At 58.3% G+C, this 21,941-nt stretch carries 30 protein-coding genes and 1 pseudogene; 17 read left to right on the top strand and 14 right to left on the bottom strand.

All coding sequences use genetic code 11. The annotated features are described in order from the left end of the window. The first annotated feature begins 7 nt into the window (after positions 1 to 7). The 5 genes and pseudogenes from idnD to NTD89_RS01270 all read left to right on the top strand — a co-directional run bounded on the left by idnD (position 8) and on the right by NTD89_RS01270 (position 3,235). Positions 8 to 1,060, top strand: coding sequence for an L-idonate 5-dehydrogenase (idnD, locus tag NTD89_RS01290; protein ID WP_262206191.1), 1,053 nt, complete (start codon positions 8 to 10; stop codon positions 1,058 to 1,060). A gap of 70 nt (positions 1,061 to 1,130) precedes the next feature. Beyond that, positions 1,131 to 2,084 (top strand): sugar kinase, encoded by a 954-nt coding sequence (locus tag NTD89_RS01285; RefSeq protein WP_262206189.1) that lies wholly within the window; start codon positions 1,131 to 1,133, stop codon positions 2,082 to 2,084. 129 nt (positions 2,085 to 2,213) lie between these two features. Then, on the top strand, positions 2,214 to 2,513 hold the full coding sequence (locus NTD89_RS01280; protein WP_262206187.1) for a hypothetical protein: 300 nt from the start codon (positions 2,214 to 2,216) through the stop codon (positions 2,511 to 2,513). Between the two features lie 33 nt (positions 2,514 to 2,546). Next, positions 2,547 to 2,703: pseudogene (locus NTD89_RS01275) on the top strand (DUF4113 domain-containing protein); the annotation flags it as partial. Between the two features lie 166 nt (positions 2,704 to 2,869). Further along, positions 2,870 to 3,235 carry a histone-like nucleoid-structuring protein, MvaT/MvaU family gene (locus NTD89_RS01270; protein ID WP_145163538.1) on the top strand — a complete coding sequence of 122 codons (366 nt, stop codon included), beginning with the start codon at positions 2,870 to 2,872 and terminating at the stop codon, positions 3,233 to 3,235. A gap of 45 nt (positions 3,236 to 3,280) precedes the next feature. Here NTD89_RS01270 and NTD89_RS01265 read toward each other — a convergent pair whose 3' ends face one another. After that, on the bottom strand, positions 3,281 to 3,421 hold the full coding sequence (locus tag NTD89_RS01265) for a DUF2256 domain-containing protein (protein WP_242200127.1): 141 nt from the start codon (positions 3,419 to 3,421) through the stop codon (positions 3,281 to 3,283). Between the two features lie 239 nt (positions 3,422 to 3,660). On the opposite strand from NTD89_RS01265, the gene NTD89_RS01260 reads away from it, so the two are divergent. Both NTD89_RS01260 and NTD89_RS01255 read left to right on the top strand, forming a co-directional pair. After that, positions 3,661 to 4,071, top strand: a complete 411-nt coding sequence (locus NTD89_RS01260; protein ID WP_124528285.1) for a phosphate-starvation-inducible PsiE family protein — start codon at positions 3,661 to 3,663, stop codon at positions 4,069 to 4,071. Between the two features lie 245 nt (positions 4,072 to 4,316). Further along, on the top strand, positions 4,317 to 4,775 hold the full coding sequence (locus NTD89_RS01255) for an Hsp20 family protein (RefSeq protein WP_145163542.1): 459 nt from the start codon (positions 4,317 to 4,319) through the stop codon (positions 4,773 to 4,775). Between the two features lie 60 nt (positions 4,776 to 4,835). On the opposite strand, the gene NTD89_RS01250 is transcribed toward NTD89_RS01255, so the two are convergent. Both NTD89_RS01250 and NTD89_RS01245 read right to left on the bottom strand, forming a co-directional pair. Further along, positions 4,836 to 5,600, bottom strand: a complete 765-nt coding sequence (locus tag NTD89_RS01250) for an OBAP family protein (RefSeq protein WP_242200124.1) — start codon at positions 5,598 to 5,600, stop codon at positions 4,836 to 4,838. Positions 5,601 to 5,742: 142 nt separating this feature from the next. Beyond that, entirely contained in the window at positions 5,743 to 6,417 is a 675-nt protein-coding gene (locus NTD89_RS01245; RefSeq protein ID WP_145163545.1) for an HAD family hydrolase, read from the bottom strand. Positions 6,418 to 6,851: 434 nt separating this feature from the next. Between NTD89_RS01245 and NTD89_RS01240 the strand changes: the two genes are divergently transcribed. From NTD89_RS01240 to NTD89_RS01230, 3 genes are all read left to right on the top strand, one after another. Then, positions 6,852 to 7,133, top strand: coding sequence for a hypothetical protein (locus tag NTD89_RS01240; RefSeq protein WP_262206181.1), 282 nt, complete (start codon positions 6,852 to 6,854; stop codon positions 7,131 to 7,133). Between the two features lie 449 nt (positions 7,134 to 7,582). Continuing rightward, positions 7,583 to 8,428 (top strand): DNA/RNA non-specific endonuclease, encoded by an 846-nt coding sequence (locus tag NTD89_RS01235; protein ID WP_262206180.1) that lies wholly within the window; start codon positions 7,583 to 7,585, stop codon positions 8,426 to 8,428. A gap of 156 nt (positions 8,429 to 8,584) precedes the next feature. Then, positions 8,585 to 9,511, top strand: coding sequence for an NADP-dependent oxidoreductase (locus NTD89_RS01230; RefSeq protein WP_262206179.1), 927 nt, complete (start codon positions 8,585 to 8,587; stop codon positions 9,509 to 9,511). A gap of 234 nt (positions 9,512 to 9,745) precedes the next feature. Here NTD89_RS01230 and NTD89_RS01225 read toward each other — a convergent pair whose 3' ends face one another. The 4 genes from NTD89_RS01225 to NTD89_RS01210 form a co-directional block, all read right to left on the bottom strand. Beyond that, positions 9,746 to 9,985: a hypothetical protein gene (locus NTD89_RS01225; protein ID WP_145163554.1), complete on the bottom strand. Its 240-nt coding sequence runs from the start codon at positions 9,983 to 9,985 to the stop codon at positions 9,746 to 9,748. Beyond that, on the bottom strand, positions 9,982 to 10,239 hold the full coding sequence (locus tag NTD89_RS01220) for a DUF6555 family protein (RefSeq protein WP_145163556.1): 258 nt from the start codon (positions 10,237 to 10,239) through the stop codon (positions 9,982 to 9,984). The genes NTD89_RS01225 and NTD89_RS01220 overlap by 4 nt, the downstream gene beginning before the upstream one ends. 101 nt (positions 10,240 to 10,340) lie before the next feature. After that, a complete protein-coding gene (locus tag NTD89_RS01215) occupies positions 10,341 to 10,622 on the bottom strand; it encodes a hypothetical protein (RefSeq protein WP_145163558.1) in 282 nt (93 codons plus the stop codon). Between the two features lie 59 nt (positions 10,623 to 10,681). Then, positions 10,682 to 11,224: a cupin gene (locus NTD89_RS01210; RefSeq protein WP_262206177.1), complete on the bottom strand. Its 543-nt coding sequence runs from the start codon at positions 11,222 to 11,224 to the stop codon at positions 10,682 to 10,684. A gap of 169 nt (positions 11,225 to 11,393) precedes the next feature. Here NTD89_RS01210 and NTD89_RS01205 point away from each other — a divergent pair, with 169 nt between their 5' ends. Both NTD89_RS01205 and NTD89_RS01200 read left to right on the top strand, forming a co-directional pair. Then, positions 11,394 to 12,104: a glycosyltransferase gene (locus NTD89_RS01205; protein WP_242200120.1), complete on the top strand. Its 711-nt coding sequence runs from the start codon at positions 11,394 to 11,396 to the stop codon at positions 12,102 to 12,104. A gap of 36 nt (positions 12,105 to 12,140) precedes the next feature. Next, positions 12,141 to 12,356: a hypothetical protein gene (locus NTD89_RS01200; RefSeq protein WP_106580020.1), complete on the top strand. Its 216-nt coding sequence runs from the start codon at positions 12,141 to 12,143 to the stop codon at positions 12,354 to 12,356. Positions 12,357 to 12,362: 6 nt separating this feature from the next. Here the strand turns inward: NTD89_RS01200 and NTD89_RS01195 are convergent, their stop codons facing one another. Continuing rightward, positions 12,363 to 12,599, bottom strand: coding sequence for a hypothetical protein (locus tag NTD89_RS01195; protein ID WP_262206176.1), 237 nt, complete (start codon positions 12,597 to 12,599; stop codon positions 12,363 to 12,365). Positions 12,600 to 13,046: 447 nt separating this feature from the next. On the opposite strand from NTD89_RS01195, the gene NTD89_RS01190 reads away from it, so the two are divergent. Beyond that, on the top strand, positions 13,047 to 13,280 hold the full coding sequence (locus NTD89_RS01190) for a hypothetical protein (protein ID WP_262206174.1): 234 nt from the start codon (positions 13,047 to 13,049) through the stop codon (positions 13,278 to 13,280). Positions 13,281 to 13,328: 48 nt separating this feature from the next. On the opposite strand, the gene NTD89_RS01185 is transcribed toward NTD89_RS01190, so the two are convergent. Then, positions 13,329 to 13,457 (bottom strand): hypothetical protein, encoded by a 129-nt coding sequence (locus tag NTD89_RS01185; protein ID WP_262206172.1) that lies wholly within the window; start codon positions 13,455 to 13,457, stop codon positions 13,329 to 13,331. Positions 13,458 to 13,753: 296 nt separating this feature from the next. Between NTD89_RS01185 and NTD89_RS01180 the strand changes: the two genes are divergently transcribed. Then, positions 13,754 to 14,530 carry an ABC transporter substrate-binding protein gene (locus NTD89_RS01180; RefSeq protein ID WP_242200118.1) on the top strand — a complete coding sequence of 259 codons (777 nt, stop codon included), beginning with the start codon at positions 13,754 to 13,756 and terminating at the stop codon, positions 14,528 to 14,530. 59 nt (positions 14,531 to 14,589) lie between these two features. On the opposite strand, the gene NTD89_RS01175 is transcribed toward NTD89_RS01180, so the two are convergent. From NTD89_RS01175 to NTD89_RS01160, 4 genes are all read right to left on the bottom strand, one after another. Beyond that, complete coding sequence (locus tag NTD89_RS01175) at positions 14,590 to 15,216, bottom strand: transcriptional regulator (RefSeq protein ID WP_262206170.1); 627 nt, start codon at positions 15,214 to 15,216, stop codon at positions 14,590 to 14,592. Beyond that, positions 15,216 to 16,349, bottom strand: coding sequence for an NAD(P)/FAD-dependent oxidoreductase (locus tag NTD89_RS01170; RefSeq protein ID WP_242200117.1), 1,134 nt, complete (start codon positions 16,347 to 16,349; stop codon positions 15,216 to 15,218). Before NTD89_RS01170 ends, NTD89_RS01175 begins: the two co-directional genes overlap by 1 nt. 21 nt (positions 16,350 to 16,370) lie before the next feature. Beyond that, positions 16,371 to 17,318 (bottom strand): ornithine cyclodeaminase family protein, encoded by a 948-nt coding sequence (locus tag NTD89_RS01165; RefSeq protein ID WP_262206166.1) that lies wholly within the window; start codon positions 17,316 to 17,318, stop codon positions 16,371 to 16,373. A gap of 503 nt (positions 17,319 to 17,821) precedes the next feature. Beyond that, the gene (locus NTD89_RS01160; protein ID WP_169366366.1) at positions 17,822 to 18,124 is read right to left on the bottom strand and encodes a DUF6124 family protein; all 303 of its coding nucleotides are present in this window, start codon (positions 18,122 to 18,124) and stop codon (positions 17,822 to 17,824) included. Between the two features lie 483 nt (positions 18,125 to 18,607). Between NTD89_RS01160 and NTD89_RS01155 the strand changes: the two genes are divergently transcribed. From NTD89_RS01155 to NTD89_RS01145, 3 genes are all read left to right on the top strand, one after another. Then, complete coding sequence (locus tag NTD89_RS01155) at positions 18,608 to 19,597, top strand: hypothetical protein (protein ID WP_262206165.1); 990 nt, start codon at positions 18,608 to 18,610, stop codon at positions 19,595 to 19,597. 2 nt (positions 19,598 to 19,599) lie between these two features. Further along, entirely contained in the window at positions 19,600 to 19,962 is a 363-nt protein-coding gene (locus tag NTD89_RS01150; protein WP_106580610.1) for a hypothetical protein, read from the top strand. Between the two features lie 201 nt (positions 19,963 to 20,163). Next, a complete protein-coding gene (locus NTD89_RS01145) occupies positions 20,164 to 20,526 on the top strand; it encodes a hypothetical protein (protein WP_169366369.1) in 363 nt (120 codons plus the stop codon). A 58-nt stretch (positions 20,527 to 20,584) separates the two neighbouring features. Here the strand turns inward: NTD89_RS01145 and NTD89_RS01140 are convergent, their stop codons facing one another. Then, positions 20,585 to 21,925, bottom strand: a complete 1,341-nt coding sequence (locus NTD89_RS01140; RefSeq protein ID WP_262206163.1) for a c-type cytochrome — start codon at positions 21,923 to 21,925, stop codon at positions 20,585 to 20,587. Between the last annotated feature and the right edge of the window lie 16 nt (positions 21,926 to 21,941).

The raw sequence follows: 21,941 nt of genomic DNA, 5'->3' as shown, positions 1-21,941 counted from the left end.
AATCGCAATGGCCATTCAAACAATCGAAAACCGCGCCTGTGTCGCCTACGGGATCAAGGACGTACGCCATACATCGCTGCCCCTGGCGTACTCCGACGAGGAGCAGGTCCTGGTCAAGGTCAGTCGCGGCGGGATCTGCGGCTCCGATATTCATTATTACCAGCATGCCAAGGCGGGCATGTCGATCCTCAAGAACCCGCTGGTGCTGGGGCACGAGTTCATCGGGGTGATTGCGGCCGTGCCCACGGGCAGCACACTGAAGGTGGGGCAGCGGATCGCAGTCAACCCGTCGCAGCCGTGCAACCGCTGCGCACTGTGCCTGGAGGGCAAACAGAATGTCTGTCGCAGCATGAAGTTCATGGGCAGCGCGCAATTCAACCCCCATGTGAACGGTGGTTTTTCTGACTACGTCGCCGTGACTGAGCAGCAATGCGTGCCGTACGCCGACAGCTCCAAAGACAGCGTGATGGTGTTCGCCGAGCCGTTGGCTGTCGCCATTCACGCGGTGCATCAGGCCGGTGACCTGGTGGGCAAAAAGGTCCTGGTCACCGGCTCCGGCCCGATCGGGTGCCTGGTGATGGCGGCCGCGCTCAAAGCGGGTGCCGCCGAAGTGGTTGCCACCGACATGAGCGAGCGCTGCCGCGAACTGGCCCTGCAAATGGGCGCGACGCTCGCCGTGGACCCGACCGACACCGCACGCACCGCGCCATGGGCCGAGGAGGGTGGGTACTTCGATGTCTGCTTCGAAGCCTCCGGTTCACCGGCAGCCATCGCCTCCACGGCAGCGTTCACGCGTCCCAAAGGCACGGTGGTGCAAGTGGGCATGGGCCACAACACGGTCGAGATGCCGCTGGGCCTGCTGCTGGTCAAAGAAATCAAATTGGTCGGCTCGTTCCGTTTTATCGACGAATTCACCACATCGGTGCGTTGGCTGGAGAGTGGCCGTATCGATCCGCTCCCGCTGCTGTCCGCTGAGTTCAATCAGCACCAGGTGGTTGAGGCACTGGAGCTGGCCGGCGACAAAAGCAAAGCGGCGAAGGTGCAACTGATCTTCGCTTGAACACCGTTTTATGCCTCGGCCCTTCCCGTGCGAGGGGCTGTTTATGAACTGCATCGGATAATTGAACGTCATGACTTTCATTGCGCCGCCCCAAGCGGCTCTGCGTATTGCCCTGATCGGCGAATGCATGATCGAACTGCAACAACGCTCTGATGGCCAGCTAAACCAGAGCTTTGGCGGCGATACGCTGAACACGGCCGTTTATTTGCGTCGCCTGCTCGCTGCCAAATGGCAGGTGTCTTATGTCACGGCGCTGGGCGATGACAGTTTCAGCGATGCCATGTGCGCCGCCTGGGCCAGTGAGGGGCTGGACCTGTCGCTGGTGCAGCGTCTGCCGGGACGCCTGCCGGGGTTGTATTGCATTCAGACTGACGCCCAGGGCGAAAGGCGTTTTTTGTATTGGCGCAACGAAGCCGCCGTCCGCGAGTGTTTTACCCAGGCTGCGGCTGCGCAAGTATTGACGGCGCTGGACGACTATCGCGTGTTCTATCTGAGCGGCATCACACTGGCCGTGCTCGGTGAAGCGGGACTTGATCGCGTGTTGCCGCGATTGATCGCGGCGCGCGCGCGCGGCGCCAAACTGGTATTCGACAATAACTACCGGCCCCGCCTGTGGCGCGACCGTCAGCAGGCGACAGAGACCTATCAACGCCTGCTGCCTCATCTGGATCTGGCCTTGTTGACCCTTGACGATGAGCAGGCCCTGTTCGAGGAGGCCGACGTCGAGTCGATCTTCAAACGCTACCGGCAAATGGGGGTGAATGAGGTGGTGATCAAGCGCGGTGCGCAGAGCTGCCTGCTTCAGTACCAGGGGGCGTTGCACGAAGTCGCTGCGACCAGGGTTGCCAGGGTGATTGATTCTACCGCCGCCGGTGATGCGTTCAGTGCCGCTTACCTGGCCTGTCGGCTGCAAGGAGGCATACCGCAGCAAGCAGCTGCCGAAGGTCATCGACTGGCCGGGCAAGTCATTCAGTACCCGGGGGCAATAATTGCACGGGAGGCAAAGCCTGGATTTACGCAATAGACGCCTCGGCGTGTTTTTTCGTTTGGCGCGTGGTTGACCACCACTGGTGCGGTTGAACGGCCGACGCCGGGAACGACCCACTACGCCTGCAAGTCTACCTGTATCTACTCATCGGTAAGGTACAGCGCTATGGATAAGACAATCACCGTGGATCAACTGGCGACGGCCGACCTTGGATCAATCAACGAGATATGGCTGGGCGAGACGCATACCCAGCTGTGCCTATGGCGTGGTGAACAAGTCTTCACTCACGAAATGATGAGCGAGGGCACGCACGACCAGAATGTCCAACGCCTGTGCTTGCAGTTGGTCAACCCTGACGATCAGGCGGCAGTGGCCAGCGTTGAGTTGATCGTGCGCGAACGGTTGAAAAAGATGGGGAAGGAGGGCGAGTTTTATCCGGCTGAAGAGGCGGACACTCACCAATAGTCAGTATTTGGCGTTTGCATTATGGTCACTACGCAGAAGGTCATGGGCGTTCTGGATGCAATCAACGGCCGGTGGAGCAGGGGGACGATGCGCTTGGCCGGCGTGCCTATCGATCCGGATTGGGGCATGCGAAGAGAGATGATTGAGCCAACGTTTCACGACCCGTGTCGATCAGCTTTGGACTGTTTAATGCCGGTAGGTACGGTCCAGGCACGGGATTTCTATTCTCCCGGTAGCTGAACTTACTCTTTCTATGGGATTCAATTCATGACCCCGGATGCGTGTCGACAGGTTTACCAGTTCATGCACATGTCTTTTTTGGTGTAACGTAACAACACATCTAGAAGAGGTTTCCCATGTCTAAACTCGCAGAATTTCGTCAACTCGAAAAACACCTGGCTGAGCAACTTCAAGCGCTCGAAGCGCTTAAAGGCGACGCCGGTCTAAAGAAAGAAATTGAATTTGAAACCAAGCTTCGCGATTTGCTCGCAAAGTATGGCTATAGCCTCAAAGACGTGATCAACCTGCTCGATCCACAATCCAAGGGCCGCGCTACTGCACCGGCGCCAAAAGCGGGCACCCGCAAAGCTCGTCAGGTGAAGGTTTATAAAAACCCGCACACTGGAGAAACCATTGAAACCAAAGGTGGTAATCACAAAGGCTTGAAAGAGTGGAAAAGCAAGCACGGCGCTGACACGGTTGAGTCCTGGCTGACCAAGTAAACTTCGCTTGAACACAAAAAGGGCTTAAAGGGCCCTTTTTTTTATTCAGGATTTGAGTGATTTGCCGCGTCTGCAGCGCTCCGAGCAATAGCGTACTTCGTCCCAGCAACGGGCCCATTTCTTTCGCCATGTGAAAGGAAGCCCACAGGTAGCACAGGTTTTGACTGGAAGCTCTGACTTTTTCAAGAGACGTCCTTGATATTAAATTCGTATGCCCCTACCTGATCAACCCGTGAAACGGTGCGCATCTTAAGCGCAGATCAGCAGTCCTGAAACTCAAGGCAATAGCTATCTTTTCATGAACTTACTTCGAGCGTCTTACATAAGTCCTCCAAGACAAGAGGAGAGAGGTCGTGTCTAAGCTTCATCCAGAAAATCGTGAGAATAACTCGACATTCAAAAACTTTAAAATCCAGTGGGCGTTGATGAGCGCCTATGAACGCTTCGAGCAACTGGTGGTGCTGACGCTGAGCCTGATCATAGCGCTGGTGATCGTTATCGCCGTGTTGCAACTCTGCAGGAATGTAGTGCCCCTTCTGATAGGGGGAGCCATTGATCCGCTGGATCACAACGCATTCCAAGCGTTATTCGGCTCCATTTTCACGGTATTGATTGCCTTGGAATTCAAGCATTCGATAGTGCGACCCGCCCTCAGGCGAAACAGCGTCGTGCAGGTCAGAACGGTACTGATGATTGCATTGCTGGCCCTGAGCCGAAAATTTGTCATCCTCGATTCGGCCGTCACTCCGGCTTCGACCATCGCGGCGCTAGGTTTCGCGACGCTGGTACTGGGCCTGCTTTGCTGGCTTTTGCGGCACCGCGACCTGTCTGAGTAGCAAGCGCCGCCCTCAAGCAGCTGACGCATTCGCTCGCTGCAGGCGCGTTCTGGCGAGAGAAAATCGCTTCAGACCTGCGCCTGCGCGGCACGCTGTGCGCAAGGTTTTCACCCAAGATTTTGAGTTGGAAAATTTTTTTCGAGATGCCCTTGAAAATGTTTTGGTAGTACCTATTTTCGGTTTTACGCGATGCCGCAAACGGGTCGCGTCTTAAATCACTTGGAGAAAACTCAGGAGATTTTGCTATGGCTACTACTCTCTCTTTGGCCCCTCTGTTTCGTCAGTCTGTGGGTTTTGATCGCTTCAACGACCTGTTTGAATCGGCGCTTCGTAGCGAGGCCGGTAACACCTATCCACCTCATAACGTCGAGAAACACGGTGATGATCAATACCGCATCGTGATTGCAGTGGCGGGTCTTACTGAGGAGGACATAGACATTCAGGTTGAAAATGGCGTATTGAACGTTTCTGGTGGAAAACGTGAAAACGACGAGAAGGTGACTTACCTTCACCAAGGGATTGCGCAGCGGGCGTTCCGCTTGTCCTTCCGGCTGGCTGACCATATCGAGGTGCAGGGTGCATCGCTCACCCATGGTCTGTTGGCAATCGAGCTGCTTCGAGTGATTCCCGAAGAAGCCAAGCCAAAACGCATCCAGATCGGTACCGCCGGCAAGCCAGACCAGCGTCAAGTAAGCCTGCAATAATTCCTTTTAAGGCGCTCTTCGGAGCGCCTTTTTCTTATTGGCGTTTAATGCGCGATGACGTCAGTGCTGATGCGGCGTGTTCGTCGGATCAACGATCTGGAAAACCTTGCCCTGACGCCACCCATCCGCGCCTGGCGCAACGGCCGGGGCCGGTATGTCCACTCGCGCGTTCTTCTTTTGCGCGCTATCGACGCCGAATCGACGATCCCGATCTGCAACCATCTGAGGGTCTGCCTGCCCATCTGCTGTGAAACCCATCATGAGCTGGGGCACGCCCAGGGGCAGGTCTTTATTGAGATCGGTATGCCAGGTATGCCACGTCTTGCCATAGGTATGGACGAGTTTTTCCATCAATGCATGCTCGGCTACTTCAGGGATGCCGGGCGCTATGAGCTGACCTGATTTCACTTCGTGAACATGACTGTGCCAAAGCGCTTGCTCGGCTTTGGGCAGACCGGCAAACAATTGTTCGCTGATGATGTACTCGACCCCCATCAGTTTGGCGTCCTTGCGATTGCCATCGTAGATCACACACTGGATGACTTCCTCGTTGAGGATGGCGCAGTAATGGTGGGCCTCCATCTGGGCATTCATATGGCCGTTATAAAAATGGAAGCCATCCAGGTAGGCATTCAATGCGTCTATCGGCGGGCGTGATTGAAGCAGTGCGGCGCCTGCATCCAGAGACTGCGTAGTGGGCGATTTGGTATCCCCCGGCGCGACGACATTAGAGGGCGAGTTGTTGCCCGCACAGGCGGCGAGCAATGGAGCCAATACCGCCGCGCACAGCGTGTTGATCCCATAGGGTTTGCAGATTGCGCTCATTGGAGAGTCCCTTCAGTCGATTTCATTGTGTGCCTGCCAGGCTGCTTGAATAGGGTTTTGGCACACCATTCGATTACAGCGCTTTGGATATCCATCGGGCAGCGTCATACGGCTGTTAAAAACCTGGATGGGTTGTGGGAAATCACGGCCTGGAGGCGACTTCCTCTAAATGCTGCAAAAGATCTTGCGGGTCCTCGTACACCCTCAGCGCTCCGGCTCTTTCAAGCTCGCTGATATCGTAGCCACCGGAAAGCAAGCCGACGCCTGTCGCCTTGCAGCGCCTTGCCGCAAGCATGTCCCATATGGCATCTCCCACTACCACACAATCCTCAATCGGCACGTTGAGCTTGCGCGCTGCGGCAAGGAAAAGATCTGGATCCGGCTTGCCGTATTTAACATCGTCGCGGGTGATTATATTGATCTCGTTAATATCCAAGCCAAGCGCTTCTAAATTGATCTTGGCAGTAGACAAACCGCCGCTGGTAGCGATGCACCACTGTTTATTTTCTTCAGTCAGTGTTTTTAATAACTCGACTGAACCTGGAAGTGCCGTTATCTGGCCTTTGAGGGCCTCGTAGGCAGCGGCATGTTTTTTACTTAACGTCGCGCCTTGCGCTGCAGTAATGGTTACACCCGTTTCACGCGACAGGGTCTTTAACATGAGCCCTCCGCTCATGCCGATCTTGCGATGAATACGCCACATAGCCAGCGGGATGCCCTCGGAATCAAGAGCCTCTTTCCACGCCGCCACGTTTTGGTAAACGCTGTCGGTGAGCGTGCCATCGAGGTCGAATATAAAAGATGTTTGAGGTCGCATGGCGTGTCTCCAGGTTGATAGCTGTAATGTTCGTGACGGGTAGTTCGTTGGCGGTTTGAGATTAAGCGGTCATTGTTTTTTCAATTCGCTCATCATCAGCGGGCCCGCTGTAACGCGACCCCCATTGCCTATCTCCCGTCAATCAAAGCTTGGCGCATACCGTTCTGAAACGTGAGGCCGCCACGCGTTCATTATTTCGTCGGCGACGGGGGCGTTCACACCACGCCTGTTGCCAACCAGAAGGGATTGCTCGCCGTTGTGCCGTACGGTCCCGATACAAGATTGCTGAAAACCTGGATCTGCAAAGGCGACACCCAATCGGTCAGTCGATTTCGACACAGCAAAAATTTGAACCGCCGCTGAACACGCTTACCTAACGATTAGCTTGTGACGAATTGCACAGGCGATTTGCCAATATCGGCATACTCCGAGAGGTGGGCAACGTGGCTAAAGACGAGAAGAAAAGCAAAGGTGACGCTTCGAAAGCCAGCAAGGAATTGAAAGACAAAAAGTCCTCACCCGCAAAAAAATCCGCAGCAGCATCGGCTCTTTCAAAGTCTTCCGAGAAGAAAGACAAGAAAAAAGAGGCCGAACCGAAGAAATCTGTAAAAGCCGAACCAAAGAAGTCTGTAAAAAAAGCGGATAGCAAGCCAGAAAAGGCGAAGAAGTCAGAAAAAACCGAGAAGTCAGAGAAATCGCCGAAAAAGAAAAAGTGATACCTGCTAGGGCTTTATGCCCTAGCTTCTTCACGCGGGTTTGTCTTCGATAAAGGCGGCGGCTCAAAAGGCCGCGCGCCAATCCCGAGTTGCCATCCCATCACGCAGGGCTCCCTGCAAAAAACGGCCTGCGTTGCAGCGTCCGTTTAATGAACGCCATCAACCCATCCACGGCAGTCGATAACAGGATGACCAGCCGAAAATCCCGCCTGCATCGCTATTCACCTCTGAGCCCATCGCCTCGATGGCCACCTTGTTTTTTGCTAGGCCGCGTTGAATGACCTCAACGCCTGGTAAGGCAATGTCGAATCCGTTTTTTCAAACGACCTGAAAGCCTTCCTCATATTGAAATGTTTAAAGTGGTTTAATGTTTATGTCGACCCGCGATGGAATCGCAACGGTCGGCTTTCCATTGACCTCTGTCATTGATTCACCCAAGGAGCTACACCATGCAAGGAAGTATGAAGTTCAAGCACCTCGCGTTTCTGTTGATCCCGCTCGTTGCCGCCTGTACCACACCGGATAGAAACCGCGAATCGGCAGTCATTGCCCAGCCTCAGCCACAGCAGGCGTTGCAGTTCGACAACTGCGCGGTGGGCTGTCCGGCCGGCGGCAGCCCTCTGACGTTGAACCGTCAGGCCTACACGCTGAACAACAACGGCTCGACCAAGTTTGCCAACTGGGTCTCGTACAAAATCACCAAGGACACCCCGGCGAGCGGACGCCCGCGCGATTGGAAGACGGATCCGGACATTCCGGCCGGGGAAACGCTCGACCCGGTGGATTACAACGGCGCGAATGTCGCGCTCAAAGTCGACCGTGGCCATCAGGCCAACCTCGCCTCCATGGCGGGCGTGCCTGACTGGCAGACGCTCAATTATTTGTCCAACATCACCCCGCAGAAGTCCGACCTCAACCAGGGGCCCTGGGCGCATCTTGAAGATCAGGAGCGCAACCTCAGCAAGCAGGCGGGCGTCGACCAGGTGTATGTCACCACCGGGCCGCTGTATGAGCATTTTGTCGGCACGCTGCCGGGCACAAACAAAGTGCACACCATTCCCAGTGGCTACTGGAAAATCATCTTTGTCGGCAGCTCGCCCGAAAACGGTGTGTACGCATCGTTTGTGATGAACCAGGAGACGCCCAAAGGCGCCAACTTCTGCGACTACCAGGTCACCGTGAGCCAAATCGAAGAGCGTTCGGGGCTGACCTTCTGGAGCAATTTGCCGCAGCCGGTGCAGGCTGCGCTGAAGGCGAAGCAGGGCCAGTTGCCGGGCCGTATCGGCTGTAAATAACCCTCACACAAAGCGCCTATGCGGAGCAAAACGCGTAGGCGCTTTCGCAGGGCAGACCGAACCGTTGGTCTGCATAACCCAACACCCACTGAACCCCGGGTTGCCGACAGTCCTCCACACCCCTGTATGTTCTGAAAAGACAATGAGGTGTGTGGCATGAAAGCGATCAGGATTGAGCGGTTCGGCGGCCCCGAGGTCATGCAGCTACGCGATGTCGAAGTGCCGGAACCGAAAACGGGCGAAGTGCTCGTGAAGAATTTTTTTGTGGGTATCAACCCGGTGGACTACAAGATTCGCCAGGGCCAATACCCCGAGGTCAAGCAAGACAAACTGCCGTTGACCCTGGGCCGCGAAGTGGCCGGTGTGGTCGAGAAGGTCGGGCAGGGTGTGAGTGATTTCAAACCGGGCGACCGGGTCTTTGCAATGATCGGCGCCGATGGCGGCTACGCCGAATATGCCCGCGTGCCTGCCGCGCATCTGGCGCGCATTCCGGCCGCGCTTGATTGGCCGGTCGCCGCCGGTGTGCCACTGGCGGGCCATACCGCCTGGCAGGCGTTGGTGGAGCATGGCCACATCGAGCAGGGGCAAAAGGTCCTGATCCACGGTGGCACCGGCGGTGTGGGGCACTTCGCCGTTCAATTTGCCAAGGTCAAGGGCGCGCAGGTCTACGCCACTGCATCCACCGACAGCCTGGCGTTTTTGCGTGAGCTGGGCGTGGACCGTGCGATTGACTACAAGACCGAGCGTTTCGAAGACATCTGCCAGGACTTTGACCTGGTCATCGACCTGATTGGCGGCGATACGCAAGCGCGCTCATGGCAGGTGCTGGGCGAGGGCGGGCGGCTGGTGTCGACCCTGACCCAGCCCGATGCCCATCATCCGCAGGCCGCGGGCAAGACCGGTACGCGGTTTACGGCGGCGCCACGTGGCGAAGAGTTAACCGAGATTGCCGGGTTGATCGAGGCCGGCAATGTGCAGGTCTATATCGCCAGGCAGTTCGAGCTGGCGGCGGCAGTAGAGGCATTAGACTTTCTGGCCAACGGGCATGTGCACGGCAAGGTTGTCCTGCACGTGAGCGATTGAGGAGGCTGCATGAGCGATCAGTTGAAGCGACCTGAAGGCGCCCCTACCGGGCAGAAAGTACGCCCCGAGACGGCGAAACGAAGTGACAAATCAGAAGACCCGAATGTCGCCCGGCCGTGGGAGCCTGATGTCAATCAAGGCGCGGTTGCCCCCGGCGGCCCGTCGAAGGATCCAGAGTCGGGTGCATGAGGCCAGCAAGCAAGCCAGCCCTGCCGTGACAGGGCTGGCGGCTGACTAGTTGCGCATCGCCCGCTGTATTCGCATCCATTCTTGATGCGCGGCGGCGCGTTGTCTGTCGGCGGTCTGCTTGGCCTGGCTGAAGCGTGCCCAGGTCGCCGTGTCACCGCTGTAGGATTCGATGATGTTGTAGGCCGCCGCTTCGAGTCGATCGGCTTCGAAAAACATCTCGGTGGTGTGCGCGATTTGGTCATCCCACGCCTGTCTCGTGGAGTATTGAAGGGTTTGACGGGTCATTGCGTGAGTTCCTCCATCCATTGAATCTCTGCCGCGCTGTTCCAGCGCACGTGAGTAATTCCATATTGCTCGGCCATCGGCTTGGAAACGCGCTTGAGCGTGTTCTGGCCAAATTTGGGTATCACTGCGACGCCGGCGTCGCAGCTGGCCCAGTGCCAGGCCTGGGCGTTGTCCATCTGCGGCGCGCGAACGATGAAAGACTTCGGCACCCCGTGAAGCTGATACTCGATGGTAAATAGATCGCTCGCTTTCATGAGGCCTCCTGTTGCTCATGAAGTACAGATATTTGGCGTCAAAGAAGATTCAAAAAAGTTGTCTGACAATTCGATGGCCGTGCTGGCGACACTCGCACGTGTCAGTCGTCCACGGTAAAAGTCACCCAACCCGGGCCGTCATTCGCTCTTTCGATTTCCATAATGACGCCGCCAATCGAGGTGCCGTCCGGCAGGTTGACCGCGACAAAGTTGGGGTGACCGGGCCATTGCAGGGGCTTGTCGAAGCTCAGGCGCGCAATCGTCGGCTTGCCGCTGCTGGTCAATTGGATGTTCACCGACTCATTGAGGTGTTCGTCTGAGCCGGTTCCCAGGTGACGTGATGCAGTAATGACGCTGGCAATACCTTGATAATCGTAGGACATAACGGGCTACCTTCTGTGGTGACTGCGAATTCAACAGTGTCGATTTTTGACCCTGCTGTTCATTCGATAGTTGCGCGCAAGGCAGACCAATGTGCACACACGGCGCCCGCGTCGCCCTGAACCGGGTCTTGCTGTGGAAACGCCAGGCCGGCAATGCTCTGCAGCTGCGCGTCGCTCGGTGCCTCGCGGCCTATATCTGCGTGCTGGCCGGGCGGGTAGGCGCCAACCACCTGAAAGTCTTCACTGCAACCGAGATTGCAATGACCGGTACCGGCGGGAAGCAGCAACACGTCGCCTGGCTTCACCGACACCACGTGGCCATTGGGCCCGCCGAGCATCAGGCGAGCATGACCACGGGCGATGCCCAATACCTCATGCCCTTCGCAATGGTAGTGATGGTAGTCGTAGACCCCGTCCCGCCATTGTGGCGGCCAGCCGTTTGCCGAAAACGTCTGTTCAAACAGCGCCGCCGGATCACGTCCTGTTACGGGGATGGCGTTTGGGTAAATGATCACCGGCAAGCGCGGGTTGTTCGGCACCCAGCCGTTGCGTTCGAGCAGCAAGGTTTTGACCCTGCCCGCAGATGGATGCGCGTCTTTCATGCCGTGTTCTCCTGCACGCAATAACAGTGCAAAGCCGCTGAGCGCCAGTGTGGCGCGCCGATAAACTATCTGAGCGGCCACGGCCTAAGGACGTTCCAGAAACTTTAAACCTTCGTGATAAGCGAGGTGTCGATAGCTGGAGACACTTCGCCAGGTAGAGGGAACGTCAATGATAGGGATTGTGATACCTGCCCATAACGAGCAAAGGCACATCAGTGATTGCCTGGCTTCGGTGCTGCTTGCCATTGAACATCCGGCATTGCAAAACCAGCGCGTCGAGGTCCTCGTGGTGCTGGACGACTGCTCGGACCAAACCGGCGCGCGGGCAAACGCACTGGGCGTGGCAACACTTGACGTCTGCTTTAGAAACGTCGGCCAGGCCAGGGCCGTCGGTGCAGAGCGACTGCTGGAGGCCGGTGCTCAATGGCTGGCCTTCACCGATGCCGATACGCTCGTGCCGCAGGATTGGCTGGTGCGCCAGCTCGCGTTCGGCGCCGACGCGGTGTGTGGCACCGTCGAAGTGGACAGCTGGAGCGAGTACGACGAAGTCGCACGCTCTCGATACCTCGCCCTCTACCAGTTTGTCGAAAACCATCGGCATATCCATGGCGCCAACCTGGGCCTGAGTGCAGACGCCTATCGCAACGCCGGCGGGTTTCAGCATTTGGTTGCCCACGAGGACGTGCGCCTGGTGGCTGACCTGGAAAGGACCGGCGCGCGGATTGCGTGGACGGCCACCAACCCGGTGATCACCAGTGCGCGGCGTGATTACAAATGTCGCGGCGGGTTCGGCGAATACCTGGCTTCGCTCATGCCTGGCACGGGCCACGTGGTGAGCGAGCCCTGCGCGAGTGCAAACGTCACGCTCGGGGCCGGGTGACCTCGGGTGCTTATCGACTGGGTGCAATGGCCCGCGATGGTCGTGACGGTGATCTCGGCCTGGTTCATCGGCTCTCAACGGCCTCGCCGGCGCATGTTCGCGTTTTGGGGCTTCATCCTCAGCAACGCCTTATGGGTGGCTTGGGGCTGGCACGCGAATGCCTATGCGTTGATCGTGCTCGAGTGCACGCTGCTGGGCATGAACGCGCGCGGCTTCAGGAAAAATCTGCGCACACACCGGGCGTCTGAATGACCCGGATTACTGATTCTGGAAGTTCTTTTTAAACCCGCGCAGGTTCATCAAGCCCAGGCAGATTTGCAGCACGATCAGCGCATAGGCATCAGCGTAAGCGCCCCAGACAACCCACAGAACATTGCTCAAACAAAAGCACACGAACCCCGCCATTCTGCGCGATGGGCGCTGAGAGCCGATCAGCCACGCCGCCAGAACCGTCACCAGCATTGCTGGCCACTGCACCCAATCCAGATTACTCAAACCCGCTTCCTTAATTGCCAGACCTTTAAATAGGAAGAGGGCGGGTGGGATGAATGATTCAGTTTTTTTAACCCGCGTAACGTCCTGACCACTCGTCAGCTATTGAGCCTAATAGTTGAACGAGCGCGGCTGCGCTCCGGCCAGATAAATCATGTGTGGACCGATAACAGTCTGACGCCTGGCAAGGCCTTGCGCTTTCACCCCCCTCACTAACAGGTAAACGATGATGAAGACGTTATATAGATGCTTGGGGCTGTGCAGTGTGTTGATGCTTCACGGCTGTTTTGACAGCGCCAATAACACCACCAAGGACAACACCAGCGGTAGCAAGTCCTCGGTGCAGATGCAGGAAGGCAAGTCACAGGAAAGTCAGTAAACCCGTGAGGGGCCGGGCTGTCGCGAGCAGCCTGGACTGCACCGCTTACAATGATAAAAAGGGTGATCGCGATGAATTGCCTCATTTGTGTGGGAGTGGCCGAACGGGTTTCCTGTGACGGCCCGTGGGAAGAACGCGACTGCCCGGACTGCGGGCGTTATCGGGTGGCAGACGAACTGATCCTGGCGTTGATGGACAACGGCCAGATCTTCGATATTGCCAAGACGCGTGACTGGCTGCACAGCCGGCGTGCCGAGGGCACTACACCGTGCATTCAATTGCATGAGGCGCTGCTTGTGTTGTGAGGGCGACGGGCTTTAGTCGCTGTGGTCTTGCCCCGTATCGCAGTCTGATTACAGGCCGCTTTGCCGTGCCCGCCGGAGCAGGTCGCGCGCATGGTCCACACGCAACAGCAGGTTCATAGGGTTCTGGTCGATGATAATTTGCGCCACGATCAGCCCACTGATCATCGGCGCGGTCACCCGCCGGTACCTGCCAGCCACCCACGTGCCGCTTCAGCACGTCCAACAGCAACAGGTCAGTTTGAGTGCCAGCTGCACTTGCAGCGCGCGGCGTTATTGTGCGCAACCCAGATACAGTTTCATGGGAGGTTTTGTTTAGGAACGATGGAGGCGGGCGTTTTTTTCCTGAAGGGACGGCGGATTGACGTGTGATACGTAAAAGTCCAGTATGGAATTATAAGTACAAAAAAATGCGTCAACCCTGCTTTTATTTCTTCACGCTTGCCAAACCGACAATAACTTGCGAGACCTCAACCATGAAGAAACACACGCTTATCACCGCCCTGGCCTTTAGCCTGCTCGCTTCCAGCCATGTGCTGGCGGCCGAAAAAACCTTGCGCATCGGCATTGAGGCGGCGTATCCACCGTTCGCCTCCAAGACTCAGGATGGCAAGATCGTCGGGTTCGACTACGACATCGGCAACGCCTTGTGCGCGCAGATGAAAGTCAAATGCGTGTGGGTCGAGGGTGAATTCGACGGTCTGATTCCTTCCCTCAAAGTGAAGAAAATCGACATGGCCCTGTCGTCCATGACCATCAATGAAGACCGCAAGAAGTCGGTGGACTTCACCCACAAATACTATTTCACCTCCTCACGCCTGGTGATGAAGGACGGCGCAGCCGTGGATGACCAGTACGCCAGCCTCAAGGGCAAGACCGTCGGTGTGCAGCGCGCCACGACCACCGACCGTTATGCCACCGAGGTGTTCGAGCCCAAGGGCATCAACGTCAAGCGCTACAGCAACAACGAAGAAATCTACATGGACCTGGCATCAGGGCGCCTCGATGCGATCTTTGCCGACACCATCCCGCTGAGCGACTTTCTGTCGATGCCACGTGGCAAGGGCTATGCCTTTGTCGGCCCTGAACTCAAGGACCCGAAATACGTGGGCGAGGGCGCCGGGATTGCGGTACGCAAAGGCAATACCGAACTGGTCGGCGAGCTGAACGCGGCCATCGACGGTATCCGCGCCAATGGCGAGTACCAGAAGATTTCACAGCAGTATTTCAAGTCCGACATCTACGGCGACTGACGCCTCAAGCCGGCGTGCCGACTCCCCGCAGGGGCCGGCACGCCGGCTCGTGCGACGGGTCAGCCCTTCAATTCCTTGAGGTGTTTGTAAACCGTCGCCCGTCCCATGCCCAGCACATTCGCCACATAGTTCGACGCGCTCTTGCCCTTGAACGCGCCTTCGGCATGCAGCGCCAACACCAGCTCGCGCTTGTGGTCGCGCGTCAGCAGATTCAGGCTCAACTGGCGTTCGCGCATCCACGCATGCAGGAAGGTGTTGATCCGTTCCTGCCAGTCATCGCGAAACAGCGAGTCCGGCTGCGGGATCAGCTTGCTCGGCGACAGAAACAGGTCCAGCGCCGCCTTCGCGTTTTCGAACAGCGAGATATTCAGGTTGATGCACAGCACGGCAAGCCGGCGCCCTTTTTGGTCGTGCAGCACGGTGCTCAGGCTGCGGATTTTCTGACCGTCCCAGTTGAGCTTTTCGTACGGGCCGATGTTCACTTCGCTGACGTCATCGCTGAGCATCTCCTCCAGCGACGAGTCGTCACCGATAGCGCGTTTGGACAGGTTGTTGGCGATGTAATCGACCTTTTGCGTGCGCAAGTCATGCAGCACCACTTCGGCATGGGGGAAGAACAGCGTGGCGATCGCATCGGCGATCGCGCGAAAATTCTGCATGACTTTTTCTTGCTCGGCGGTGTTCATCAATGCGGCTCCAGGCGGACGGGCGAGAGCATACCAGCGTCCAGGCCGAACCGCGTCAGTGGCTCCGGCAACGGGTTACCGCGCACCAGGGCCGCGCTCGCCTGGCCCATGGCCGGTGACGTCTGGATGCCATAGCCGCCTTGCGCCGCCACCCAGAACAGCCCCGGAACCTGCGGATCGAACCCCGAGAGCAAATCACCGTCGTGGACAAAGCTGCGCAGGCCGGCCCAGGTGCGGGTCGGGCGGCGGATGGTCAGGGTGGTGGCTTCTTCGATCTGGTAAATGCCCATGGCAATGTCCAGCTCCTCAGGCTGCACATCCTGTGGCTCGACCGGGTCGGCGTTGGCCGGTGAACCCAGGAACATCCCGGCGTCGGGTTTCATGTAGAAGGCTTCGTCCAGCGCCACCAGCATCGGCCAGTGGTGGGTGTCCACACCCTCGGGCCCGGCGAAGATAAACGCCGAGCGGCGCTTGGGTTGCAGGCCGATGGACGCCGCGCCGGCCAGCCCGCCGATATGATCAGCCCAGGCGCCGGCGGCGTTGATGATGACTGGGGCGGTGTAGGTCGCGTCCTGGGTGCGCACATGCCACAGGCCGTCGGCGTCACGGCTCAAGCCCAGTACGTGGCTGTCGGTGCGCACGTCGCCGTGGTTGCGACGGATGCCGCGCAAATAGCCCTGGTGCAGGGCGTCGGTATCGATGTCGCTGGCGGTAGGGTCAAAGATCGCGCCATGGACTTTCTCCCGCCGCAGGATTGGCAAGCGTGCGCAGGCCTCGTCGGCACTCAGCCGCTCGACTTGCGGCACGGTGGCCTTGGCGCTCAGGTATTGGCTGTTGAGTTCCACCGGGTCGCCAATGAAATCCACGGTCATTTCACCGCGGGGCGTCAGCAGTGGATGTTCGCAAAAGCCAGGCGGCGGGTTGTCGAAAAATTCACGGCTCGCCAGGGTCAGCGCGCGCACTTGCGGGGTGCCATAGGCGGCGGTGTAGAGGGCTGCCGAGCGCCCGGTGGAGTGATAGGCCGGGTGGTTTTCGCGCTCCAGTACCAGCACCTTGCCGTGCTGCGCCAGCCAGAAACCGGTAGAGGCGCCAGCAATGCCGCCGCCGATAATGATGAAGTCTGCAGAGTTCATGATCGTTTCCTCAAAAGGCGGTTAGCGCTGGATCTGATACAGGGCATTGGCCAGTGCAATGTCTTCCAGGCCCAGGCCGATGGAGCGGAAAAACACAGGGCGGTCGTAGTCCGGGCGCTGCGCCATGTCGCTGAGCAGCTCAGGCAAGTCGCCGACGATGGTGCGCTTGTCCCAACCGTGCCGTTCGCCGGCGATCAGCATTTCACCGGCTGCGCCTGGGGTGGTCTGGCGATAGTCGCAGAACACGTGCATGTGCTCCAGGCATTCGGGCGGCACTTCATGGGCGCGCGGCGCGTTGGTGCTGATGGAGGTGATCAGCGCGGGTTTGCGCAAGCGTGTCGGGTCGATCACAGGTATTGCCGAGGAGGTGCAGAGCAGGATGACGTCGGCGTCTTCCAGGGCGGCTTCACAGCTCGTGGCGAGGGTCAGGCGCGGGTCCAGGCCCTTGAGGTGGGCGAGGGTGTCGGCATTCGCGCGGCCAAGGCGTGGCGAATACAGGCTGATGTGCTGCCAGTCGCGCAGGTTCTGCACATAGCGCACGTGCGCCTGCGCAACCTTGCCGCTGCCGATAATCGCCAGGCGCCGCGCGGCCGCCGGTGCCAGCGCGTCCACCGCCAGTGCTGTGGTAGCTGCGGTGCGCGCGGTGGTCAGTTCGGCGGCATCGCAAAGCAACAGAGGCTGGCCGGTGCGCATCGACATCAACAGCGTCCATGCGGTCACCAGCGGCCCTTGCTCGCGCACGATGTAGGGCGAGGTCTTGACCCCGTAAACCCCGTCTTCGGCCAGCACGCCCAGGTAGTTGATAAAGTCGCCGGCGCCCTGAGGGAACTCCACCAGCTGTTGCGCCGGCTGTACCGCAAGCCCTGCGGCCAGGTCGCGAAACAGCTTGCGCAGGATGTGAGGCACATCGATTTGCGCAAGTAATTCGTGGGCCTGGGCCTGGTTGATCACGTGAGGCGTGCTGGGCATGGCTATCTCCGCGGATAAACTGATTTGTCCATTATGGACTTATAATTCTGTTGAGCAATATCCACCCGCAAAAAAGCGAGCGCACCGTAGCGGCAGGTACACGCCCATGCCTCTAATGAGCGCCTGGCCGACCGAGGGGTGGTTGGCCCGCTGATTCATGCGAAAGGGTGTTATGGAGATTTTGAGTAAGGAATGTATTGCCAGCGTCACGCTGTTTGATTTGAAGGTCTCAGAGGGCGAGCTGATGGTGTTTGCCGATTGCATGAGAATTGATGGAGCACTGCACCGATTCCCAGATTGCCGACATGACGGTGTGTGAATCGAAGGAAGAGCTTGCGTACTTTCTTTCAGGGGTGACGGATGTACTGAAGGCGATGCAGAGGCAGGAATATTTGCCTGATCGGTTTAAATCCTAGCGGGTGTGTGGGCGGCCAATACCCGAGTGAAGTTTAAGGTGGACTCATGTGGGAGCAGGCGAGCCAGCTCCCACAGTTTTACTGAATTCAGGCAGGCGATTTGGTGGGGTTCAGGCACTCGATGGAGCGGTCTACGGTGGTCTTGGCCATTTCCAGCAAATGCCACACCGCCAGAATTTTCGCCCGCTCGGGGCTGGGCAGTAGCTCACTGCAATTGAGTGTTGTGGCCGAAGCGCTGTCGAGCAAGCTGGAAGTGTAGAGCAGGGCGTCCTCGAAGCTCAGGTCTTCGATTTGAACGCCTTGGGCTGGCAGGTAATGGTCGATGGCGCGGTTGAAGGCGGCGCGGTCTTTAGTGGCGTTGTGGGGTGGATCGGGGACGACTTTTTTCATGGTGTAACTCCACATGATTGGAGCTGACATCCGTCGCGACTAAACGAGGGTGGCGGCTGTACGCAGGTTAGTCGACCGGCCACATGGAAAACCGGCGCACCCGGAGGTGCCCTACGCACAGCCACCATAAAACTTCACGGAGGACCATGCGCCATATGAGACCCGAGCGACTAAACCCGATCACTGATAAGCAGTGACGGACCGCAGACTAGCCATCGATTCGAGCAGGCACAAGGCGGCAGGAATTGTCTAGGAAACGTCCTGCAATTTAAAGAGACACGCCCTGCTGGCCCTTCAAAAACCATGACTGAATGCCACTAACCCGCCCATCAACGGTGGTGGTGAATAGCTTTTTGTAGGTGCTTTTCCCCTGCGACGTAGGCAGCTTCTGAAATATCACTCAGCCTACCCAGGCTTGTGTGCGGGGCGTATCCGCTTGCTTATATTCCGACGCCAACTTCATTGCATCCAGGGATGTGAGGCATGGCGCAGGGCTATATCAACGACCGCACCACGGACTACAACGGCTTGAAATCCCGGTTGATGGGCAGTGCCCCGAGTCGGCAGCGTTCCGATCATTTCGACGTGCTAAACAGGCACCTGCGTCCTGGGCTGGTGATGCCTGGGCAGTTGGTGATCGTTCCCGATCCCTACAGCGTGACCTGTTCGATGGAAGAGGCCTGGCTGGTACGCCGGGCCGAGGCAATTCGTCGGGAGTTGGACGCTCGCGCCGGACCCCAAGTAGTCAATAACTATGACCTGCTACAGAGTTTTTTGGGGTACGGCTCGTTGGGCGTGGGCAGCGCGACGTCAGCGTGGGCCCGGCATCTGGATGAAGTGGCGCAGACCCTGGAGGCGATTGAGCAGCTGTATCAGCGCCTGAAAAACACTGGTTTGGACCGTGAGGCGTTTCTTCGCCAGCGTAAGGCATTGTTCGGGCTGCTGGACGCCCAGCTGCAAGGTGCGGCGCGATTTGGCACCGGGTTGCAGGGCAATCAGGCGCTGAAGAAGGTGTTGGGGATTTCTACCAAAAGCTATCTGCAAAAGGGCGAGATCGCCGGGTATGCGCAGCGGATGCGGGATATTGCGCAAACGTCGAAATGGTTGGGCAAGGGCGCGTATGTGGGGTTGGCACTGGACGTGGGCGTGGCTGGGCTGGAAATCAAGGAGGCGTGTGTGGCGGGGCGGGAGGCGCAGTGTCGGCGGGCGAAATATGTGGAGACGGGGAAGTTGATGGGCGGGGTGGGAGGGGCTTATTGGGGAGGGAAGATAGGTGCGAGATTAGCCCGACATGGGTGTGAGGTTTTTTTGGGCGTCGCGGCTAAAGGTAACGGCGCGCTGGCCTGTGCAGTGATCGGCGGCGCTGCGGGAGGGTACGCAGGGGGCAATGCAACGGGCGAATTCGGAGCGTTTCTGGGCGGGAAGATCGAAGAGATCGACGGTGATTTGATCTTTCAGCCAGAGGGGGCTTAAGCATGGACTTTCAACTCATCCTGGCAATCATTTTAGCTGCCGGGACACTGATTTTCGCAGGGCTGACTATATACGCTGAGTACACAAAGCTCGAAGCCCTGGAAAGCTACTTCAGCCAGAACAAAGTGATCTGCGACAACAAACGCTTTTGGGGCAGAAATCAGCATATCGACAGGTTTCATCGCATGCTCGTGATCAATGGCCTGTTGGGAATGCCTAAATTTCACATCAAAAGAGGGGAGGTAACCGAGGCTGAACTGGCGTCCGTGCCCTTGTCCCTAAAGCGTTGGGCGTTGTGGCCGTATCGTTTTGGAATGGTGTGGTTTGCCGGCTGTATGCTTTGGTCCATTTTGTATGGCTGGTAGCCCGGGACGCACGGCGTTCCGGGCTGCGTTCCCACGGGTGCTGGTCACTGGCGTCGTGTCTAAAGGAAGCGGTGCGCTGGCCTGCGCAGTGATCGGCGGCGCTGCAGGAGGCAACCTATTCGGCACTGGCGGTGCGTTTCTGGGCGGGAAGATCGGAGAGATCGACGGTGATTTGATCTTTCAACCAGAGGGCGCTTAAGCATGGATTTTCAACTCATCCTGGCAATCTTTTTATTTGCAGGGGCGTTTGTTGGCGCGGGACTCACTTTATATGCTGAGTGCACAAAGCTCGAAGCCCTGGAAAGCTACTTCAGCGAGAACAAGGTGGTCTGCGACAACAAACGCTTTTGGGGCAGAAATAAACACATCGACAGGTTTCATCGCATGCTCGTGATCAATGGCCTGTTGGCAATGCCTAAATTTCACATCAAAAGAGGGGAGGTAACCGAGGCTGAACTGGCGTCCGTGCCCTTGTCCCTCAAGCGTTGGGCGTTGTGGCCGTATCATTTTGGAATGGTATGGATTGCCGGCTGTATGCTTTGGTCCATTTTGTATGGCTGGTAGCCCGGGGGCACACCGCGCCCCGGGCTGCATTCCCACGCGGGAGCGTGGGAGCCCTCTCTCAGCGCATATGCAAAATAATCGGGCTGCTGCTCGCCGGGTCCGTATGCCCGCGCAGCGTGTTCACCGCCGCGGCATCGACTGCGCCGCCATTGTTGCCCCACGTACCCCGCACGTAAGTCAGCACCTGCGCAATTTCCTCATCCGACAACTGCTCCCTGAACGCTGGCATCCGGTAAGCATCCGGCACACCGGCGGTCACGATCCGTTGTGAGCCATTAAGCGTGATGTTGATCGCCGACGCGTTTTCCTTGGCCAGTGCCGAAGTCGCGCCCGCCAGCGGTGGCATCCACTCCGGCTGGCCCTTGCCGTCCAGGCCATGGCAGGAAGCGCAGCGGGTCGCGTAGGTGTGGGCACCCGGTACGTCCGCAACCGCGTTGACCGCCTGATACTGCCACGGCGAACCGTCGCGCTGCGGGTCGCCGGGCAGGGATTTGAGGTAGCGGGCGATGGCGTTCAAATCCTCATCGCTCATGAACTGCGTCGAGTTGTTGAACGCTTCGGTCATCGAGCCATACACCACCGCGTGCTGGTTACGCCCGGTCTTGAGGAACCGCACGATCTCGTCCTCACTCCAGCGGCCCAGCCCGGTGTTGTGGTCCTGGCGCAGGCTCGGTGCATACCAGCCATCGAGCAGGCCGCCGGCCAGGTAGGGCGCGCCGGACTCGTCCAGCGCCTTCTCGTTAAAGGCCAGGCCGCGCGGCGTGTGGCAACTGCCGCAGTGCCCCGGGCCTTGGACGATGTAGGCGCCACGGTTCCACAGCGCGTCCTGGGCGGGTTTGGCCGCGTAGGTGGCGGTGGGTGCGAACACGCCGTTCCACAGGGCGATGGGCCAGCGCATGTTCAGCGGCCAGGGAATGCCGCTTTCGATGTTGGGCTGATTGGCCGGCTCCACGCCTTGCATGAAAAACGCGTACAGCGCACGCATGTCGTCGTCGTTGAGCTTCACATAAGAGGGATACGGCATGGCCGGGTAGAGCCGTCGCCCACCGGGTGCCACGCCATGGCGTACGGCGCGGTCGAAGTCGGCGAGGCTGTAGGTGCCAATGCCGACATTTTTGTCAGGCGTGATGTTGGTGGCGTGAATTGCCCCCAACGGCGTGGCCATCTCCAGGCCGCCAGCGAACGGCGCCTTGCCCGGCAAACTGTGGCAGGCCACGCAGTCACTGACGCGGGCGACGTACTCGCCGCGGCTGACCAATGCCGGGTCGGCTTTGGCGGCAGGTTGTTGATCAAAAGGCGAGGCGGGCTCGCGGGTCACGTACCAGGCCAGTACGCCTGCGGCGACCGCGCCGGCCAGCACCAGCCAGCCTGCGGTTCTAGCCAATCGTTGGTTGTTCATGCGCGTTCCTTGTCGG

The organism is Pseudomonas sp. 14P_5.3_Bac1 (genome assembly GCF_025466135.1).
Classification (GTDB): domain Bacteria; phylum Pseudomonadota; class Gammaproteobacteria; order Pseudomonadales; family Pseudomonadaceae; genus Aquipseudomonas.
Note: the sequence above shows the minus strand (reverse complement) of the source record. Positions and strands in the feature narration are given on the sequence as shown.

What these genes read in the sequence shown, in the direction of transcription:
- NTD89_RS01235 (WP_262206180.1), top strand. Translation starts at nt 7,583, where the DNA reads ATGCAAGGAAGTATGAAGTTCAAGCACCTCGCGTTTCTGTTGATCCCG.
- NTD89_RS01140 (WP_262206163.1), bottom strand. Translation starts at nt 21,925, where the DNA reads ATGAACAACCAACGATTGGCTAGAACCGCAGGCTGGCTGGTGCTGGCC.
- NTD89_RS01285 (WP_262206189.1), top strand. Translation starts at nt 1,131, where the DNA reads ATGACTTTCATTGCGCCGCCCCAAGCGGCTCTGCGTATTGCCCTGATC.
- NTD89_RS01200 (WP_106580020.1), top strand. Translation starts at nt 12,141, where the DNA reads ATGGTCGTGACGGTGATCTCGGCCTGGTTCATCGGCTCTCAACGGCCT.
- NTD89_RS01190 (WP_262206174.1), top strand. Translation starts at nt 13,047, where the DNA reads ATGAATTGCCTCATTTGTGTGGGAGTGGCCGAACGGGTTTCCTGTGAC.
- NTD89_RS01170 (WP_242200117.1), bottom strand. Translation starts at nt 16,349, where the DNA reads ATGAACTCTGCAGACTTCATCATTATCGGCGGCGGCATTGCTGGCGCC.
- NTD89_RS01215 (WP_145163558.1), bottom strand. Translation starts at nt 10,622, where the DNA reads ATGTCCTACGATTATCAAGGTATTGCCAGCGTCATTACTGCATCACGT.
- NTD89_RS01245 (WP_145163545.1), bottom strand. Translation starts at nt 6,417, where the DNA reads ATGCGACCTCAAACATCTTTTATATTCGACCTCGATGGCACGCTCACC.
- NTD89_RS01180 (WP_242200118.1), top strand. Translation starts at nt 13,754, where the DNA reads ATGAAGAAACACACGCTTATCACCGCCCTGGCCTTTAGCCTGCTCGCT.
- idnD (WP_262206191.1), top strand. Translation starts at nt 8, where the DNA reads ATGGCCATTCAAACAATCGAAAACCGCGCCTGTGTCGCCTACGGGATC.
- NTD89_RS01160 (WP_169366366.1), bottom strand. Translation starts at nt 18,124, where the DNA reads ATGAAAAAAGTCGTCCCCGATCCACCCCACAACGCCACTAAAGACCGC.
- NTD89_RS01225 (WP_145163554.1), bottom strand. Translation starts at nt 9,985, where the DNA reads ATGACCCGTCAAACCCTTCAATACTCCACGAGACAGGCGTGGGATGAC.
- NTD89_RS01255 (WP_145163542.1), top strand. Translation starts at nt 4,317, where the DNA reads ATGGCTACTACTCTCTCTTTGGCCCCTCTGTTTCGTCAGTCTGTGGGT.
- NTD89_RS01220 (WP_145163556.1), bottom strand. Translation starts at nt 10,239, where the DNA reads ATGAAAGCGAGCGATCTATTTACCATCGAGTATCAGCTTCACGGGGTG.
- NTD89_RS01150 (WP_106580610.1), top strand. Translation starts at nt 19,600, where the DNA reads ATGGACTTTCAACTCATCCTGGCAATCATTTTAGCTGCCGGGACACTG.
- NTD89_RS01260 (WP_124528285.1), top strand. Translation starts at nt 3,661, where the DNA reads ATGAGCGCCTATGAACGCTTCGAGCAACTGGTGGTGCTGACGCTGAGC.
- NTD89_RS01165 (WP_262206166.1), bottom strand. Translation starts at nt 17,318, where the DNA reads ATGCCCAGCACGCCTCACGTGATCAACCAGGCCCAGGCCCACGAATTA.
- NTD89_RS01175 (WP_262206170.1), bottom strand. Translation starts at nt 15,216, where the DNA reads ATGAACACCGCCGAGCAAGAAAAAGTCATGCAGAATTTTCGCGCGATC.
- NTD89_RS01270 (WP_145163538.1), top strand. Translation starts at nt 2,870, where the DNA reads ATGTCTAAACTCGCAGAATTTCGTCAACTCGAAAAACACCTGGCTGAG.
- NTD89_RS01155 (WP_262206165.1), top strand. Translation starts at nt 18,608, where the DNA reads ATGGCGCAGGGCTATATCAACGACCGCACCACGGACTACAACGGCTTG.
- NTD89_RS01280 (WP_262206187.1), top strand. Translation starts at nt 2,214, where the DNA reads ATGGATAAGACAATCACCGTGGATCAACTGGCGACGGCCGACCTTGGA.
- NTD89_RS01205 (WP_242200120.1), top strand. Translation starts at nt 11,394, where the DNA reads ATGATAGGGATTGTGATACCTGCCCATAACGAGCAAAGGCACATCAGT.
- NTD89_RS01230 (WP_262206179.1), top strand. Translation starts at nt 8,585, where the DNA reads ATGAAAGCGATCAGGATTGAGCGGTTCGGCGGCCCCGAGGTCATGCAG.
- NTD89_RS01210 (WP_262206177.1), bottom strand. Translation starts at nt 11,224, where the DNA reads ATGAAAGACGCGCATCCATCTGCGGGCAGGGTCAAAACCTTGCTGCTC.
- NTD89_RS01250 (WP_242200124.1), bottom strand. Translation starts at nt 5,600, where the DNA reads ATGAGCGCAATCTGCAAACCCTATGGGATCAACACGCTGTGCGCGGCG.
- NTD89_RS01145 (WP_169366369.1), top strand. Translation starts at nt 20,164, where the DNA reads ATGGATTTTCAACTCATCCTGGCAATCTTTTTATTTGCAGGGGCGTTT.